This is a genomic window from Gemmiger sp. An120 (genome assembly GCF_002160955.1).
GTDB lineage: Bacteria > Bacillota > Clostridia > Oscillospirales > Ruminococcaceae > Gemmiger_A > Gemmiger_A avium.
Window position 1 is genome coordinate 79,881 of the sequence record NZ_NFLN01000010.1, and the last position, 16,572, is coordinate 96,452.

The 16,572-nt window shown below is 65.0% G+C and carries 17 protein-coding genes; 1 reads left to right on the forward strand and 16 read right to left on the reverse strand.

Going from position 1 to position 16,572, the window contains the following annotated elements; all coding sequences use genetic code 11:
- The first annotated feature begins 206 nt into the window (after positions 1-206).
- A complete protein-coding gene (locus B5E65_RS09770; protein ID WP_158098560.1) occupies positions 207-1,778 on the forward strand; it encodes an amidohydrolase in 1,572 nt (523 codons plus the stop codon).
- 75 nt (positions 1,779-1,853) lie between these two features.
- On the opposite strand, the gene B5E65_RS09775 is transcribed toward B5E65_RS09770, so the two are convergent.
- From B5E65_RS09775 to B5E65_RS09850, 16 genes are all read right to left on the reverse strand, one after another.
- Positions 1,854-3,062, reverse strand: coding sequence for an AI-2E family transporter (locus B5E65_RS09775; protein ID WP_087171589.1), 1,209 nt, complete (start codon positions 3,060-3,062; stop codon positions 1,854-1,856).
- Positions 3,063-3,171: 109 nt separating this feature from the next.
- The gene (locus tag B5E65_RS09780) at positions 3,172-4,152 is read right to left on the reverse strand and encodes a glycoside hydrolase family 25 protein (protein ID WP_087171590.1); all 981 of its coding nucleotides are present in this window, start codon (positions 4,150-4,152) and stop codon (positions 3,172-3,174) included.
- Positions 4,153-4,220: 68 nt separating this feature from the next.
- Positions 4,221-4,955: an elongation factor P 5-aminopentanone reductase gene (ymfI, locus tag B5E65_RS09785; RefSeq protein WP_087171591.1), complete on the reverse strand. Its 735-nt coding sequence runs from the start codon at positions 4,953-4,955 to the stop codon at positions 4,221-4,223.
- Entirely contained in the window at positions 4,952-5,485 is a 534-nt protein-coding gene (locus B5E65_RS09790) for a nucleoside deaminase (protein WP_087171592.1), read from the reverse strand. The genes ymfI and B5E65_RS09790 overlap by 4 nt, the downstream gene beginning before the upstream one ends.
- Positions 5,486-5,502: 17 nt before the next feature.
- Complete coding sequence (locus B5E65_RS09795; RefSeq protein ID WP_087171593.1) at positions 5,503-6,411, reverse strand: CPBP family intramembrane glutamic endopeptidase; 909 nt, start codon at positions 6,409-6,411, stop codon at positions 5,503-5,505.
- Between the two features lie 151 nt (positions 6,412-6,562).
- Complete coding sequence (mgsA, locus tag B5E65_RS09800; RefSeq protein ID WP_087171594.1) at positions 6,563-6,967, reverse strand: methylglyoxal synthase; 405 nt, start codon at positions 6,965-6,967, stop codon at positions 6,563-6,565.
- Positions 6,968-7,039: 72 nt separating this feature from the next.
- Positions 7,040-7,774: an AAA family ATPase gene (locus tag B5E65_RS09805; protein ID WP_242957522.1), complete on the reverse strand. Its 735-nt coding sequence runs from the start codon at positions 7,772-7,774 to the stop codon at positions 7,040-7,042.
- A gap of 283 nt (positions 7,775-8,057) precedes the next feature.
- Positions 8,058-10,139, reverse strand: a complete 2,082-nt coding sequence (locus B5E65_RS09810) for a penicillin-binding transpeptidase domain-containing protein (RefSeq protein ID WP_158098561.1) — start codon at positions 10,137-10,139, stop codon at positions 8,058-8,060.
- Between the two features lie 34 nt (positions 10,140-10,173).
- Positions 10,174-10,698 carry a rod shape-determining protein MreD gene (gene mreD / locus B5E65_RS09815; protein ID WP_087171596.1) on the reverse strand — a complete coding sequence of 175 codons (525 nt, stop codon included), beginning with the start codon at positions 10,696-10,698 and terminating at the stop codon, positions 10,174-10,176.
- 29 nt (positions 10,699-10,727) lie between these two features.
- Positions 10,728-11,564, reverse strand: a complete 837-nt coding sequence (gene mreC, locus B5E65_RS09820; protein WP_087171597.1) for a rod shape-determining protein MreC — start codon at positions 11,562-11,564, stop codon at positions 10,728-10,730.
- 99 nt (positions 11,565-11,663) lie between these two features.
- On the reverse strand, positions 11,664-12,686 hold the full coding sequence (mreB, locus tag B5E65_RS09825) for a rod shape-determining protein (RefSeq protein ID WP_087171598.1): 1,023 nt from the start codon (positions 12,684-12,686) through the stop codon (positions 11,664-11,666).
- A 129-nt stretch (positions 12,687-12,815) separates the two neighbouring features.
- Complete coding sequence (locus B5E65_RS09830) at positions 12,816-13,394, reverse strand: Maf family protein (protein ID WP_087171599.1); 579 nt, start codon at positions 13,392-13,394, stop codon at positions 12,816-12,818.
- 54 nt (positions 13,395-13,448) lie between these two features.
- Positions 13,449-13,697 (reverse strand): DUF4321 domain-containing protein, encoded by a 249-nt coding sequence (locus B5E65_RS09835; protein WP_087171600.1) that lies wholly within the window; start codon positions 13,695-13,697, stop codon positions 13,449-13,451.
- A 22-nt stretch (positions 13,698-13,719) separates the two neighbouring features.
- A complete protein-coding gene (gene dut, locus B5E65_RS09840) occupies positions 13,720-14,160 on the reverse strand; it encodes a dUTP diphosphatase (protein WP_087171601.1) in 441 nt (146 codons plus the stop codon).
- A gap of 17 nt (positions 14,161-14,177) precedes the next feature.
- Entirely contained in the window at positions 14,178-16,226 is a 2,049-nt protein-coding gene (locus B5E65_RS09845) for a U32 family peptidase (protein WP_087171602.1), read from the reverse strand.
- Positions 16,226-16,570, reverse strand: a complete 345-nt coding sequence (locus tag B5E65_RS09850) for a cell division protein ZapA (protein ID WP_087171603.1) — start codon at positions 16,568-16,570, stop codon at positions 16,226-16,228. The genes B5E65_RS09845 and B5E65_RS09850 overlap by 1 nt, the downstream gene beginning before the upstream one ends.
- Between the last annotated feature and the right edge of the window lie 2 nt (positions 16,571-16,572).

The window sequence follows — 16,572 nt, forward strand, 5'->3', positions numbered from 1 at the left end:
CGTACAGGGGAGGAACCGGCTGGTTCCTCCCCTGTTTTTTGGGCATGTTCTTGTTCTGTCCACAAAACGTTTATTCCCTCTTGACATGGGCCGTGTATAGTAAAAGACAAAGCCTGCCGGAATATCGCGGTGGGGCGCGCGGCATACTGACGCTGTGCACACCGGAACCTCCGGCGGCCTATATCCAAAAAGAAGGATCTTTGTTTATGGAACTGTACCATGCTTTTGTCCGCACCATGGACCCCGCTTTGCCGGTATACAGCGGTGTTCTGGTGGAGGACGGCTATATTCTGCGCACCGGAGACTTTGCCGTGCTGCGCGCCACCCATCCTGACGCGCGGGTGGAAGACTGGGACGGCGCGGCCCTTCTGCCCGGCTTCATAGACGGCCATTCCCATCTGAGCGCGGTGGCCTGGGACCGGCTGCTCTGGGATGCGCGCCCCTCCCCGGAGGGAGTCTGCGACAATCCGGCGGCCCTGCGGGAAAGCGGGCAGGAGTATCTGCGCACCCACACCCTGCCCCACGATACCTGGATGCTGGGCTTTGGCTGCGACAGCGCCCGGCTGGGCCGCCTGCCCACCCGGGAGGATCTGGACGAAATCAGCGGCCAGATCCCCATTCTGCTGACCGCGGAGAGCGGCGAATGGAGTGTGGCCAACAGCCAGGCTTTACGCCTGCTGGGCTACGACCGGCCGGAAGAAGCCCCCTCTCCCCTGCCCGCCGCCCTGTTGGCAGAGCCGGCCATCTCCGCCCGTGTCAAGGGCCCGGGACGTGCCCAGCTGCTGCTGGCGGTGGCGGATGCCGCCCGGCTGTACGCCTCTTTTGGGGTGACCACCATGCAGGACGCCCGTTCCACCGCGGCAGAGCTGAACCTGCTGGCCGAAGCCGGGCACCAGGGGCTGATCGGCGGCGAGGTAGCCTGTTATCTGGACGAGAAAACCGCCCCCGACCATCTGCCCTGCCAGCCTCCCGCGCAAAACCCCTATCACGACCGGTGCCGGATGGCCGGGATCAAGCTTATGCTGGACGGGGCGGTGCACAAAAAGACCGCCTGGCTCAGCCATCCCTACCAGTCCCCGCCCGCGGGCCAGGGGCCGGACTACCGGGGCGCCCCGCTGCGGGAGGATGGGGAGATCACCGAACTGCTGGCCCATTGTATCCGCTGCCACTGGCAGCCGGTGATTCACGCCGACGGAGATGCTGCCATTGACCAGCTGCTGCGCTGCTGGCAGGCGGCCCGGACCGAAACCGGCAGCCGGGAAGAACTGCGGCCGGTGGCGGTACACGCCCAGACCGTGCGCCGGGATCAGCTGGAACAGATGGCGGAGCTTGGCATACTGGCCAGCTTTTCCCACGATCCGGTGTATTACTGGGGCGACTACCACGTACACTCGGTGCTGGGGGCCCAGCGGGCCGCCAGCCTGAGCCCGCTGGCCTGGACGCTGGAAGCCGGGGTAGGCTTTACCCTGCATCAGAACGCACCCGCCGCGCCGCCGCACACCCTGTTTTCGATTCAGAATGCCGCTGTGCGCCGCACCCGCAGCGGCCGTCCGCTGGGGCCGGAGCAGACCGTACCGGTGCAGGCTGCGCTGGAGGCGGTGACCATCCAGGCAGCCCGGCAGCTGTTTGAAGAGGGACGAAAGGGCAGCATCACCCCCGGCAAGCTGGCGGACTTTACCCTACTGGAAGCCGATCCGCTGGCGGTGTCCCCCGACCGGATCGCCGATATCCGGGTGCTGGCCACCGTCAAGGCCGGACGGTTCATCTACCGGACCTGAAGCACAGAAAAATCCCCTCCGGAGAAATCCGGAGGGGATTTTTTGTAGAATCAAATCAATTTTATACAATCAGTATTATTTCTTTTCTTCTTGCTGCGCGGCAGGGGCGGGGCCGGGCCTGCCAGAACCCGGGAAGAGGGTGCGGTAGTCGATACCGCGGCTGCGCAGCCGGGCGTGGGTGGTGGCGCGAAGCAGGCTGTAGCAGACAGAGGCCAGCGGGATCATCACCAGCATACCGGCAATGCCCATCAGGCTGCCGCCCACCGTGACCGCCGCCAGCACCCAGATGGAGGGCAGGCCCACACTGCTGCCCACCACGTGGGGGTAGATCAGGTTGCCCTCGATCTGCTGCAGGCAGAGGAACAGCACCACAAACCAGAGCGCCTGGATGGGATCGTCCACCAGGATCAGGAACGCGCCCACACCGCAGCCGATGAACGCGCCAAAGATGGGGATCAAGGCGGTAAAGGCGATCAGCACGCTGATCAGCAGCACATAGGGCATACGGCACAGGGTCATGGCCACAGCGAACAGGGAACCCAGAATCACCGCTTCGGTGCACTGGCCGGAGATAAACTTGGAGAAGGTGCGGTGGGCCAGGCCGGCCACCTCCACCACCCGGTCGGCCCGGGGGCGGGGCGCAAAGGCGTAGAGCAGCATCCGGGCCTGGGTGCCCAGACGCTCTTTCTGGGTCAGGATATACACCGCAAAGCAGAAACTGACAAAGAAGTCAAACACGCCGCTCATCACGTCGCTGGCGGCATTGATGGTACCGCCCAGAATGGCCACGCCGCCGGTGGTAATCCATTCGGTGGCTTTCTTCACCGCGTCCTGCCAGTTGATGGCGGTCATATCCCCTATCGTTTCATTCAGCGCGGCGGCCAGATCCGGATAGGTATCCATCAGGTCGGAGACCCATTGCTGCGCCGAAGCCCAGAACAAGGGCAGCTGATTGCCGATCTGGGTCACGGTGGTGCCCAGCTGCGGGATCACCAGCCCCAGCACCAGCGCCACCACCGCCACTACCGCCACCAGCACCAGCAGCATGGCCAGCGCCCGGCGGCGGCCGGGCTTCATCTTGGCGGGCAGCAATTTTTCAAAGGCCCGCATGGGTACATTCAGGATAAAGGCGATGGCACCGCCGATCAGAAACGGCCGCAGCAGCCCGGTGACCCAGTTGATCAGGTCCATCAGGGTTTTGTGGTTCTGCAGCGCCCAGTACAGCAGGATGCAGCCCGCCGCCAGCAGCGCGATGGTACGCACCGTGCGTTTATTCAGTTCCATTGGACAATCCTCCCGGCCGGCAGAACCGGCCGTGTTTTATAAAATAGCGGAATCTACTATTCAGTATACCAGATTCCTTGCAAAACGGAATGGTTTTTATTTATTTTCTTCAGCCCAGCGCCTCCAGCGCGTCGTTGAGCAGCTGACGGGTCTCCTCAATGCGGGCGTTGGCCTCCGCCAGCTGGGCCTGACACTCCGAGCAGTCGGTGCCGGAATCATCGGCGATCAGGCGGCAGCGGTCCTCCAGCAGGGCGGTCCACCAGACCGCACCCCCCAGACGGAAGGTCACCCAGACAAAGCCGCCGTATTCCTCCTCGCTCAGGGCTACCGCCGGGTAGGTGCCCAGCGGCAGGTACCCCACCACGTCGTTCACGTCCGGCGAGTTGAAGTATTCGCACCGCTCACTGAACACCTCCAGCAGCTGGTTCTCCAGCGACATCATCACCGGGCCGGAGGGCGCCGGGAACCCGTTGAACCCGCCCTCCTTGATAAAGGGCAGAAAATCCACATAGCTGCGGTTCATATCCACATTGCCCTGAATGCCGCTGACCTGCCCGCTGCTGGAATACTGCCACATGGTATAGCCGCCCTGATAGCCCACATAGCCCCGGTAATCCGCGATCCAGAGCGGATAGTCTTTCAGTGCCTCGGTGTCGATGTAGTTGGTTGCAAAAAAGGTATAGGTATAATATCCCGCATACCAGCCGTTCTGATACAGAATATCCATGGCCAACCGGGTCAGATCGGTGACCTGCTTGCGGGAGAGAGAGACAAAGCTGGAGTCCTCCATATCCACGAACACCGGATATTCCAGCTGATAGCCCTCCAGCGCGGGCAGGAATTTGTTCAGTTCCCGGATCACCGCTTCTTCTGTCTTGGCGTAGGTATAGTAATAGGCCCCCACCTTGAGCCCGGCGGCATGGGCCCCCTCCACGTTCCGCTTGAAGTACGGGTCCACATAGACGCCGCTGCCGTCGGTGGAACCCACCCGCACAATGGCAAACTGCTGCCCGGACGCGGCCACCCGGGCCCAGTCGACCACGCCCTGATAGCGGGACACGTCGATGCCGTTTTCAAAGATCGCTGCCATATCCACTCCCCCTTTTGCCCATTGTATGCGGGCAGGAGGCGGGAGAGTGACCGGACGGGGCAAAAAACTCAGATTACCAGGCCGCCGTTGACCCCCAGCACCTGGCCGGTGATAAAATCCGAATCCGGCCCGGCCAGGAATACCAATGCCCGGGCCACCTCTTCCGGTGTGCCCAGACGGCCCACCGGGGTTTCCTCCGCCAGGGCGGCCTTGTCCTCAGCGGAAAAGCCCGCCATCATATCGGTCTCCACCACGCCGGGAGCTACACAGTTGACGGTGACCCCGCTGGGGCCCACCTCCTTGGCCAGCGCCCGGCCCAGCCCGATCACGCCGGCCTTGGCGGCCGAATAGGCCGCCTCGCAGCTGGCCCCCACCTGGCCCCACATGCTGCTGACCAGCAGGATGCGGCCCCACTTGTTGTGGATCATGGCGGGCAGTGCCGCCCGGCAGCAGTAAAACGCGCCGGACAGGTCCACGTCCAGCACCCGCCGCCAGTCGGCGTCGGTCATATCGGTGAGCAGACCCTGCCAGGCCACCCCTGCGTTGCAGACCAGAATATCCGGAGCGCCCAGGGCCTGCTCCACCGCCGCGAACAGCCCGCGCACCGAATCCGGGTCGGACACGTCCGCCGCGAAGCCCCGCACGCCGGGCAGCTCCTCTTCCAGCGCGGCGGCGGCCTGCGCGCTTTTTTCATAACAAAATGCCACCCGGCAGCCCCGGGCATGGAAAGCCCGCACAGCGGCGGCCCCGATACCCCGGCTTCCTCCGGTGACCAGTACCACAGGTACAGCGGGAATGCTCATGGTTTGTCCTCCTTGTTCTGCTGGCGCTGCATCTTGCGCAGCTGCCAGGCGGTGGGAATGCCCAGGGCCTTCTGCTCGGCCCGGCGGGCCCGCAGGGCGGCGAAAAATTCCGCCAGCAGGGCGGAACACTCCTCTTCCAGCAGGCCCCGCTCCACCCGGGGATGGTGATTGAAAGGCAGCGCGGCCATATCCACCACCGAACCGCAGCAGCCTGCCTTGGTGTCCGCGGCCCCAAAGACCACCCGGGGGATCCGGCTGTTGATGATGGCCCCCATGCACATGGGGCAGGGTTCCAGCGTGACGAACAGCTCGCACTCCCACAGCCGCCAGCCCCCCAGCGCCCGACAGGCCGCGTCGATGGCCAGCAGTTCCGCGTGGTGGGTGGCGTTCTTTTCGGTCTCCCGGGTGTTGTGGGCGGCGGCCACTACCTCTCCGTGCCGGGCCACCACCGCCCCCACCGGCACCTCCCCCAGGGCGGCGGCGGCACGGGCCTCGTTCAGGGCCAGGCACATCAGTTCTGTATCGGTCATGGTTGCGGCTCCTTTTATTACAAAATTCCGGCGCACCGGGCGCTGAACACAGCCCCCAGCGCCAGCATGGCGGCCAGCCAGGCCGGATTGGCCAACAGGCTGCGCAGCTTTACGCCGCTTTTGGGCGGCAGCCGGCGCCGGCGGAACGCCGCGCAGAGGGCCAGCAGGCCCCATACCGGCAATGCGGCGGCCGCCGCCAGCTGGATCGTGCCCGCCAGCCCCGACGGGCCGTACTGCAGCAGCCAGGCGGCCGCAAAGGCCAGCAGGTTGTTGCCCAGATGGGCCAGTATGGCGGGGGCCAGGCTGCCGGTGGCCTCCACCGCCAGACCCATGGCCAGGCCGGTAAGCAGCGCCACCAGGGCCTGGCCGGGGCGGCTGTGCAGCAGCGCAAAGGGCACCGCTGCCGCCAGGGCGGCCGTCAGCCCGCCCCGGGGGCGCAGCATCCCCTGCAGCACCCCGCGGAAGAACAGCTCCTCCCCCACGGCGGGCACCAGGCAGATCTGCAGAAAAGCCAGCAGCAGTGCCGGGCCGCCCCGGGGCAGTTCCAGCATGACCCCGGCCCCCAGGCCCAGCCCATTGGCCAGCAGGTTGGCCAGCATGGCGGCCCCCAGCGCGATGGGGGTCCAGAGTGCCAGCCCGCCGGGCGCGGGGCGCACCAGGCCCAGACGGGCCCGGCCCGGGCGCAGCAGCCCGATGAGCAGGGCGGCGGGAATCGCCAGGCTGCCTGCCGACACCGCCAGCTGAACCGCCAGACCGGCGGTCTGGGTCATGCCGGCGGGGTTGTGCAGGGTAGCGCCGGGCACGGCGGCCCGCAGCGCCAGCGCCGCGAACAGTTGCAGCACCAGGCTTACCGCCAGATACCCCACCGCCCCCAGGCCGATCAGCCCGGCCCGGCGGGCGGTTCGTGCCCGTCCGGAAGTTTCCACGGCTGCGCCCCCCTTTCCTTGTATTTTATCCGGATTCATTGTACCGGAAAACGCGCCTGCCCGCAAGGGCCGGGCGAATCCGGGGCAAAAGGGTACAAAAAAACAGGCAGCCCCCTTGGGCCGCCTGCCGGCGCGAAAAAGCTGCCCCCGCTCAGTGCTGGGGGTTGACGATGGAACGCCACTCCAGGTCGCCGCGCTCCAGGCCGTGGATCAGCACCTCGGCGGTGGCGATGTTGGTGGCAATGGGAATGTTATGCACGTCGCACAGACGCAGCAGGTTCATCTCGTTGGGTTCATGGGGCTTGGCGCTGATCGGATCCCGGAAGAACAGCAGCATATCGATTTCGTTGCAGGCAATCCGGGCCGCGATCTGCTGGTCGCCGCCATGGGCGCCGGACAGGAATCTCTGTATGGACAGGCCGGTGGCCTCTGCCACCATCTTGCCGGTGGTGCCGGTGGCCAGCAGGGTATGGTGGCTGAGCACACGGCAATACGCGATGCAGAACTGAACCATCAGTTCTTTTTTGGAGTCATGGGCAATGAGTGCAATGTTCATGAGCACTCCTCTCCTTTCTCTTATGTGTCCGGCGGAAAAATAAAACGCTCAGGGCGGAATTCGTATAAAAAGTCAGCGCAGCGCCAGCGGAGGCATCCCGCCCAGAATACGGGCGGCGATGTTGTCCACCGCCTGGAAAGCGGTGCTGCCGGGGCCCAGCGCCTGGCCGGAAACGGCGGCGCGGGCAATCAGCGGGGAATCCGGCACCGCACCGATCAGCTGAACGCAGACGGTGTCGATGCATTCGTCCAGATCCCGTACCCCGGTATTGGCAAAGCCGGAAGCCGGGATCCGGTTGACGATCAGGCGGGGGGTGGGGCCGTTTTTCTGCAGGATGGCGTCCGCCACAATGCGGCCATCCCGCAGGGCCACCGGATCGGGGGTAAGCACCAGCAGTGCCAGATTGGCCAGGGGCACCGCGGCGGTAAAGGGTGCGCCCATCCCGGCGGCGGTATCCAGCAGGATAAAGTCAAAGCCGGGACGCATGGCCTGGATCAGGCGGCTCAGCGCCTTGGCCGGCACCTGCCCGCCCTCATAGGGGGCACTGATCACCGACAGGCCCGGATAAACAGGGCTTTCCACCACAGCCTTGTCGCCGGGGCAGCGCCCGCAGAGCACATCCTCGATGTCATAGACGGTTTTTCCGTACACGCCGGCGATGATGTCCACGCTGCGCAGGCCGGAGTCCAGCTCCACGAGGAGCACCCGCTGCCCGGCGGCAGCCAGGCGGCCGCCCACCAGCACCGAAAGGGTGCTCTTGCCGGTGCCGCCCTTACCGGACGCCACCATGATGACCTTTGCGCTCAAACCACCGGCTCCTTTACGGGTGCGGGGCACAGCGCGCGGCGGCTATGCCGTACCCGGGCCCAAAACGCACAAAATAGCGGAAGCAGCCGTCTTCTGAGCCCGCTGCTCCAACTTATATCTATAGTAGCATAAAAGAAAGGTCTTGACAAGAAAATTTTGTGTGCATTGCATACCCGTCATTTTGCAGCCGCCCGAACCGCCGCCGATGGCGAAACTGCGGGCTATCCTGGAAAAAAGAAGTACAGGTGCACCAAAATGCACCTGTACTTTTGTTGCATCGTGGTCACGAAAGCAGCTCGCCTTCCGGGTCGGGCTCAAAGCTGCTGGTACGGTCAAAGTAGTAGGCGTTGAGCACATCCACCATCAACTGTGACGCATTGGAGCCGCTTCCGCCGTATTCCAGCACGATGGCCACCGCGATCTCCGGGTCTTCGGCCGGGCAGAATCCAATCATCACGCCGTTGCAATAGTAGTAGCGGGTGCCGTTGACCACCTTGTACACCTCGCTGCGCTGCGGGCTGCCGGTTTTGGCCGCAATGGTCAACGGATAGTTGCGCAGGGTGCTGTTGCCCTGGGCCATGAGCACCATGCCGTCCTTGACCGCCTCAAAGGCACCGATGTTGTCCTCGATCTGGTCTTCCACCACCGGCTCCACCGTCTCGATGACCTCGCCGGTGTTGGTGTCCATCAGGCCGCTGACCAGGTGGGTCTTGTAGCGGGTGCCGCCGTTGGCAATGGTGGCGGCGTAGGTGGTCAGCTGCACCGGGGTAAAGGCGTTGTTGCCCTGCCCGATGGCGGACTGCACATCCAGGCCCACGGTATAGTTTTCATCCCCGGTGCTGGTCAGGTGGCCCAGGGATTCGCCCACCTCCACGCCGGTGGCCACGCCCAGGCCCAGGCGGTTGGCCATATCGGCACAGGCGGCCAGCCCGGCCCGGCGGCCCACATCGTAGAAGTACACGTTGCAGCTGTGCTGCAAAGCGGTGTACAGGTCCACCTTGTTGCCGGGATGGTAGTGCTGGCAGCGGGGGGTGTAGCTGGGGGCGTAGTAGGTATAGGTGCCGTTGCACTCGATGATGTCGGAGGGGCTTACAATGCCGTTCAGCAGGCCGGTAAGCGCCACCGAGGGTTTATAGGCCGAGCCGGGGGCGTACTGCCCGGTAAAGGCCCGGTTGATCAGCGGCAGCGCCGGGTCGGACGCATAGTCGCTGTAGTTGCTGCGGTACAGGTTCAGATCGTAGCTGGGGTAGTTGCTCACCGCCAGCAGACCGCCGGTATCCACGTCGATGACCACCACGGCCCCGGCGTTGCATTCCTTGCCGGCGTTTTCCGCCTTGGTCTGCTGCAGGGTCAGGATGTTGCGCTCCAGCGCCTCGTCCACCCGTTTCTGGAACTCCCGGTTGATGGTGAGCATCACGGTCTTGCCGGGGGTGGGGGTCACGCCGGTGCGGATCTCCTGGATCTCCCCGTCCCCCACCACGATTTCGGTGGTACCGTCGGTGCCGCGCAGCTCCTCTTCGTAGACCTTTTCCAGGCCGGACTGGCCGATCAGGTCGTTCATGTTATAGCCGGCATCCCGCAGCGGATAGCTCACGTTGCCGTCCTCGTCCTCCACCCGCCACTGTTCGGCGGTGATGGAGCCCACGCTGCCCAGGATGTGGGGCAGGATGGTGCCGTCCGGATAGTTGCGGCGGCTGGTCCCAATGACCTGCACGCCGGGCAGATTCATGCTGCGCTCCTTGATGGTAGCCATGGTCACCGAGCCGATGTCGGTGGCAAAGACAAAGTTGTTGCGCACGCTGAATTCTTCCAGCGTCATCTGATAGCGCACACCGGCAATCCGCCGCTGCCACAGGGGTTCGTAGTCTTCCAGCCCGTATTTTTCCACCAGAACGGCCATCACCTGGTCGGCGGTGCCGTACTGCTGCTTGCCCAGGCTGTCTTTCAAAGCGGCCAGGCGGGCCTCCTGGCTTTCATTGCCGGGCTCGTTGGTAAATTCATAGTGGCCGTTTTCATCCGGCTCACTGATAAGCATGGTGTCGTTCCACTCTTCGCCGGAGGCTTCCAGAATCTCGATCAGCTGGCGGATGATCTCGTTCAGGTCGGTGTCCCCCATCATGAGCTGGTTCAGCTCGATCTGGTAGACCGTCTCGTTGGTGGCCAGGCTGCGGCCGTAGCAGTCCACGATCTCGCCCCGGGCAGCCGTGGCGGAAAAGGAGTAGGTACTGGTACTTTCCGCGTGGGAAAGATATTCGTCACCGTCGATCAGCTGCCACTGGACCAGCCGCAGCAGAAAAGCGCAGAGCACCACGCACAAAAATCCGATCAGGATATAGATCCGGTTGCGGACCTGCTTGTCGTTCAAGGGAATCACCGCCTTTCACAAAGCGCGCAACGGTTCATTCGGTGCGGGTGAACCGCTCAAAGACCCACCGCACCGCCAGGAAAGAGAGCGGCGCGGCTGCGCTGGTAAAGATCACAATGGGCAGAATCACGGTGCCGTAATACCAGGCAGCCCGGGAATAGCCACGCATCAGATAGTTGAACAGAAAATCTACCCCGGTGACCAGCGCCACCGCCGCGGCACACAGCAGGATGAAGTTCATGTGGTTGACCCGCAGGAACAGCTGCACCAGCACCGAGGTCATGAAACAGACCACCAGCAGCTGGATGGCCAGCAGCCCGGCTACCCGGCCGGCGGTCAGGTCCCACAAAAGGCCGCCCACCGCGCCGAACAGCGCGCCCCGGAACTCGCCCTCGTAGATGGATACCGCCATGCACAGGGGCAGGATAAAGAGCGGCCGGGCCCCGGCGATGGTGAGAACCCCGGGCAGGGTCTGCATCACCGCGGCCAGCAGCAGCAGCAGGCTGTAGCAGGACCATTTGCCTGCCAGCAGCATATGTTTTTTGCGCCGTGTCTCCATGGTTGCTCCTTACAAACGGAATGGGCCGGTCACCCGGTCTCGTCGGTGATCACGAATACATGGGTCAGGCTCAGGATATCCGCGCCGGGCTGCACCACCGCAATGGTGGACTGGCCGCTGACCTCGGGCACCAGCTGATCCACCGTGCCCACCAGGATATCGGCGGGAATCTCGCCGCCCAGGCCGGTGGTGATGACCTCATCCCCCACGCTGGCCAGGGTGTCCCGGGTCAGGTTGTTCAGGGTGCACTGGCCCTGGGCCACATAGTCCGCGCTGCCGGACAGGATGCCGTTGTCCCGGGTGCGGCTGATAATGGCCGCCGCGTTGAAGCTGGGGCTCAGGATGGTAAGCACCTTGGAGCTGGTCAGGTTCGCCTCGGTCACCCGGCCTACCAGATATCCCTTGTCGCTGACCACCACGTCCCCTTTTTCCACCCCGTCGGTGGTACCCAGGTCGATGGTAAAGCTGCCGAACTGGTCCAGCGCGTCCCGGCCGATCACAAAGGCGGACGCATAGGTATATTCCGGGTGTTCCTGCTGGATCTGGTACAGGTCCCGGAAGGCCTGGTTCTCGGCCTGGAGTTTTTCATAATCCACCAGCTGACGGCGCAGCTCGGCGTTTTCTTCCTCCAGGGCTTCGTTTTCGGCCACAATGCTGTCGATGCTGGTGTATTTTTCCCACAGGTCGGCCAGGCCGCCGCTGCCCAGGGCGGCGATCTTCTGGAATGGGGTCAGGATCGCCCCCAGCAGCTCCTGCGGGGCGGCGGTAAGCCGGTTGTTGGCGCCGGCCCAGGCCATGATGCCCGCCAGCACCACCAGCACGCAGAGCAGGATCTTGAATTTTACGGTGGAAAAGAAATCCTTCATCAGGCCACCTCACGGTCGGTTGGATAGGCAAACAAGACGCGGGCCGCCGCGGGGATGCCCCGCGGCCGCCCGCGCCGAACACCGGTGCTTCCGGTTTGTTTACAGGTGAGAGGAATTGTCGTCCAGCACGTCCTGCAGGATGTCGATGTGATCCAGCACGGCGCCGGTGCCGGCGGCCACGCAGTCCAGCGGGCTTTCGGCCACATGCACGTCGATGCCGGTCTCGGACTGCACCAGCTGGTCAATGCCGCGCAGCAGCGCGCCGCCGCCGGTCAGCATGATGCCGTGGTCGATGATGTCGGCGCTCAGCTCAGGCGGGGTGCGCTCCAGGGTCTCCTTGACCGCTTCCACAACCCGGGCCAGGCTCTCGGACAGGGCCTCGCGCACCTCTTCAGAATGGATGGTGATGTTCTTGGGCAGGCCGTCCACCAGGTTGCGGCCCTTGATCTCCATCTCCATCTCGGCGTCCAGAGGATAGGCGCTGCCGATCTCGATCTTGACCTGCTCGGCGGTGCGCTCGCCCACCAGCAGATTGTACTTGCGCTTGATGTACGCGATGATGGCCTGGTCAAACTCGTCGCCGCCCACGCGCACGCTGCGGGCCGCTACGATGCCGCCCAGGCTGATCACGGCCACCTCGCTGGTGCCGCCGCCGATGTCCACCACCATGCTGCCGGAAGGCTCGCTGATGGGCAGACCGGCGCCGATGGCCGCGGCCATGGGCTCCTCGATCAGGTTGACCTGCTTGGCGCCCGCGTTGAACGCGGCGTCCTTCACGGCGCGGCGCTCCACCTCGGTAACGCCGGAGGGGATGCAGATGACCACGCGGGGCCGCACAAACAGGCTGTTGCCGCAGACCTTTTTGATGAACTGGCCCAGCATGTTGGCGGTGATCTCAAAGTCGGCGATAACGCCGTCCTTCAGAGGACGCACGGCCACGATGTTGCCGGGGGTACGGCCGATCACAGCCTTGGCCTCATGGCCTACGCTGCGCACGTCGTTGGTCTTGGTGTCTACCGCCACAACGCTGGGCTCCCGCATAACGATGCCCTTGCCTTTCAGATAGACCAGGGTGTTGGCGGTGCCCAGGTCAATCCCGATGTCCCTGCTGAAAAATGCCATACTCTCTTACTCCTTTATCTTCCCTGCTGTGCCCGTTTGCTGCAGTATATGCAAGTACGCAGAATTTTACGTTCCTATTATAACCGCAAGTTTCCGGTTTCTCAACGGCGACGGAAGGTTTTTTGCATTTTATTCACTTTTTCGCCCTGTCAGCACGCCCAATTCGTCCAATTTGCGGGCCAGGCGGGACACAGGCAGCCCCATCACGTTGTAGTAGCAGCCCTCGATCTCCTCACAGAACAGCGCCGCGGCCCCCTGGATGCCGTAGCCGCCGGCCTTGTCGTAGGGCTCGTCGGTGGCGATGTAGGCCTCAATCTGGGCCTCGGTCAGGGGGAAGAACCGCACCCGGGTGGTGGCGGTGAAGGTGTGGGAGGAGCCGTTTGCCCACACGCAGACGCCGGTGTGGACGTAGTGGTCGGCCCCGGCCAGGGCGGTGAGCATGGCGCGGGCGTCCTCCTTGCTGTGGGGCTTGCCGAACACCTTGCCCTTGTACTCCACCACCGTGTCACAGCCGATCACCACCTCGCCGGGGAAACGCCCGGCCACGGCCATGCACTTGCCGAAAGCCAGGTTCTCGGCGGTCTGTTTGGGGGTGGGCGCGGTGAGCACGCTCTCGTCAAAATCGCTGACCTCCACCCGGAAGTCCGGGGTGATCATGGACAGAAGCTCCCGGCGGCGGGGGCTGCCGGATGCGAGGATCATAGACATAAACGAAACACTCCTTGGGTTTATTTCAGCCGCGGGGCGGCCGGGGATGATTTTTTACCGGATGTTGCTGCGGTTATACAGGAAAATCGCCGCGCCGATGGTAAAGATCTGGGCCACGCTGATGCCCATGTAGAAATCCAGCGACAGGCGGATGACGCTCAGGTCCATGGCGGGGGTCAGCCGGATGCCCTGGGAATAGGCCAGCCAGCTCAGCCCCCGCACGCCGGTGCACAGCTGGGCGATCATGGCGCCCAGGATAATGCCGGACAGGATGTAAAAGCAAAGAAGCAGCGTCTTTTTCATGGTTTCCTCTCCTCACAGGTTGTTACAGGCGGCCGGTGGAGCCGAAGCCCCCTTCGCCGCGGCCGGTCGCCTCCAGGGTTTCGGCGGGCACAAAGGCCGCCTGCGCCACCGGCACGATCATGATCTGGGCCACCCGCTCGCCGGGCTGGAGGGTATAGGCCTCCTCCCCCAGGTTGACCAGGCCCACCCCGATCTCGCCCCGGTAGTCGGAGTCAATGACCCCCACCCCGTTGGACAGGGTGATCCCCTTGCGGATGCCCAGCCCGCTGCGGGCGAACACCAGGGCCACCCATTCCGGGCCGGGCAGCTCGATGGCCAGGCCGGTGGGAACCAGGGCCCGGCCGCCGGGCTGCAGGGTAAGGGGCTCGTCCAGCACGGCGCACAGGTCGGCGGCCGCCGCGCCGGGGGTGGCGTAGCGGGGCTCCTGGGCCCCGGGACGGGTCAGGCGGTATCGGATCTGCATGGATGTCCTCCTTGGTATCAGTTGGTGCCCTTGTAGTACAGGCCCCGGGTGAACTCCCCGTCAAAGGGGGCCCCGGCGGCCAGCAGCTCCAGCACGCGGGCGGCGCGGGGCGCGTCCTCCAGCGTAAACCAGGCCAGCGCCGTGTTCACCGGCATCTCGCCCAGCCGCTCGCCCATGTACAGGGGCACGGGATTGTAAACGGTACGCACGCCCCGCAGCCCGCCGCTGCACCGCACCGGGAACTTGCGTCCCTTGCGGTCGGTGAGCTCGCCCTGGCCGCTGCAGCCCGCGCAGTTGTGTACATTGTGCAGCGGGCAGGCCCGGGTGAGCATCAGCGGCATATGCCCGTAGGCAAAGGCCATGGTGGGCACGCCCGGCTCGATGGCCGCCATCTGGGGCAGGGTCAGTTCCGGCAGCAGGGTCATGCCGGACAGCCCCAGCCGCACATATTCCGCCGCGGCCAGGGGGTTGGTGATATTCAGGCCGAAGCCGCCGTACATCGTCCAGCCTTTGGCCAGCCGCAGCTGGGCGATGTTCTGCAGCAGTACCCCGGCAAAGCCCGCGTCCTTCCAGCGGGCCAGCAGGCGGGCGGTCTGTTCTTCCCCGTCGCCGAATATGGCCCGGGGCAGTTCCAGAATCACGGCGGAACGCTTGTCCGGCGGCACCTGCCCGGCCTGGGCGATGGGCAGGATCACCCGGGCACAGCGGGCCCAGACGGTCGCGGGCATCTGCTCCGCGCGCTCAAAGCGGGCCCAGAGAGCCTGCCGGGGCGGGATCGGGTGCTTCTGCGGCGCGGGCAGCACCGACGCGGCGCAGGGCCAGGGCCGGGGGGCTTCCCGCCGGGCCAGCAGCTGTTCCAGCACGGTGCGGCGCAGCTCGTTCCACTCGCCGGCGGGCAGATAGCCGGGGGCCTCGCTGCCCTCGGCCAGGGTCAGGCCGCGCACAAAGAACGGGGTGCCGCCGGTGCGGGACAGGGCTTTTTCAATGCCGGGCATCGGGTCTTTCTGGGCGGGTTCCGGCGCGCCGGGACGGGATGCGCGGACGGTATGGCCGTCGTCATCCCGGGCGGTAAGGGTCACCCCGTCCGCCCCGCAGGCCAGCACAAGATCCACCGGCACCCGGGGCATCTCCCGCCGAAACAGCTCCCGCAGCGCGGGCAGGGCGGCCTTGGTGGCAGCGGAATCCTCCGCGGTGCGCACCCCGAACATACGGCCGTCGATCCGGCCGGTCAGGTAGCCATCGGTAAAGCCGGAGCGGGAAAACGCCGCTTCCAGCCGGGCTTTGTCGTAAGGTTCGCCCGCCAGCGCCCGGCGGCAGGCATCCACCGCGGCGGCCACGTACTCGGGGGTGCGCAGCCGGCCCTCAATTTTAGCGCTGCCCACCCCGGCGGCCTGCAGCCGCGGCAAAGCGTCCAGCGCGCTCATATCCTTCAGGGACAGGTGTGCCGCGCCGGAACCGTCGACGGCAAAGGGCAGGCGGCAGGGCCCGGCACAGCTGCCCCGGTTGCCGCTGCGGCCGCCCAGAAAAGCGCTCAGGTAACACTGGCCGGACACCGACATGCACAGCGCCCCGTGCACGAACACCTCGGTGGGGATGGGGCTGGCGGCGGTGATAGCCTCGATCTCGGCAAGGCTCAGTTCCCGGGCCAGGATGGCGCAGGAAAAGCCCATATCCGCCAGCTGCTTTGCCCCCTCCAGCGTGTGCACCGACATCTGGGTGGATCCCCGCAGCGCCAGGCCGGGGGCCATCTGTTTGACCAGAGCGGCCACCGCCAGGTCCTGCACGATGACACCGTCCGCCCCGGCGGCGGCCACATCCGCCACCGCCCGGGCAACCTCCGGCAGTTCGGCGGCGTACAGGGTGGTGTTCAGGGTGACCCACACCCGCACACCCCGCCCATGGCAGAACGAAACCGCCCGGGCCAGGGCCTCGGGCGTGAAATTTCCCGCCGAGCGGCGGGCGTTGAAAGCGGTAAGCCCCAGATACACAGCATCCGCGCCGCTGAAAACGGCGGCGCGGAGCATCTCCTCATTGCCGGCGGGGGCCAGGATCTCCAGAGGGGCCATCAGCTTTTCTGCTCCTTGAGATACTGCAGTTCACGGCGCAGGCGCTCCACCTCGCGGCGGGCTTCCTCGGCGCTGAGCTTGGCTTTGGCGGCGTCCTCCAGGTATTCCTTGATCTGGCCGCGCATATTGTCCGCCCCGCTGGTGGCCTTGTTCAGCCGGTCCAGATAGTCCATGGCGGCCAGCACCGCGGCGCTGGTCACGCTGGCGGTGGGGCACTCGGTCAGAACGTTGCTCATGTCCTCATCCAGCTGCTTGGCCAGCTCCAGCACATACTGCTCGCTGTCTTCGGTGCCCAGAATATATTGCGAACCGCACACGGTAATGCGTACTTTGCTTACAGACATAG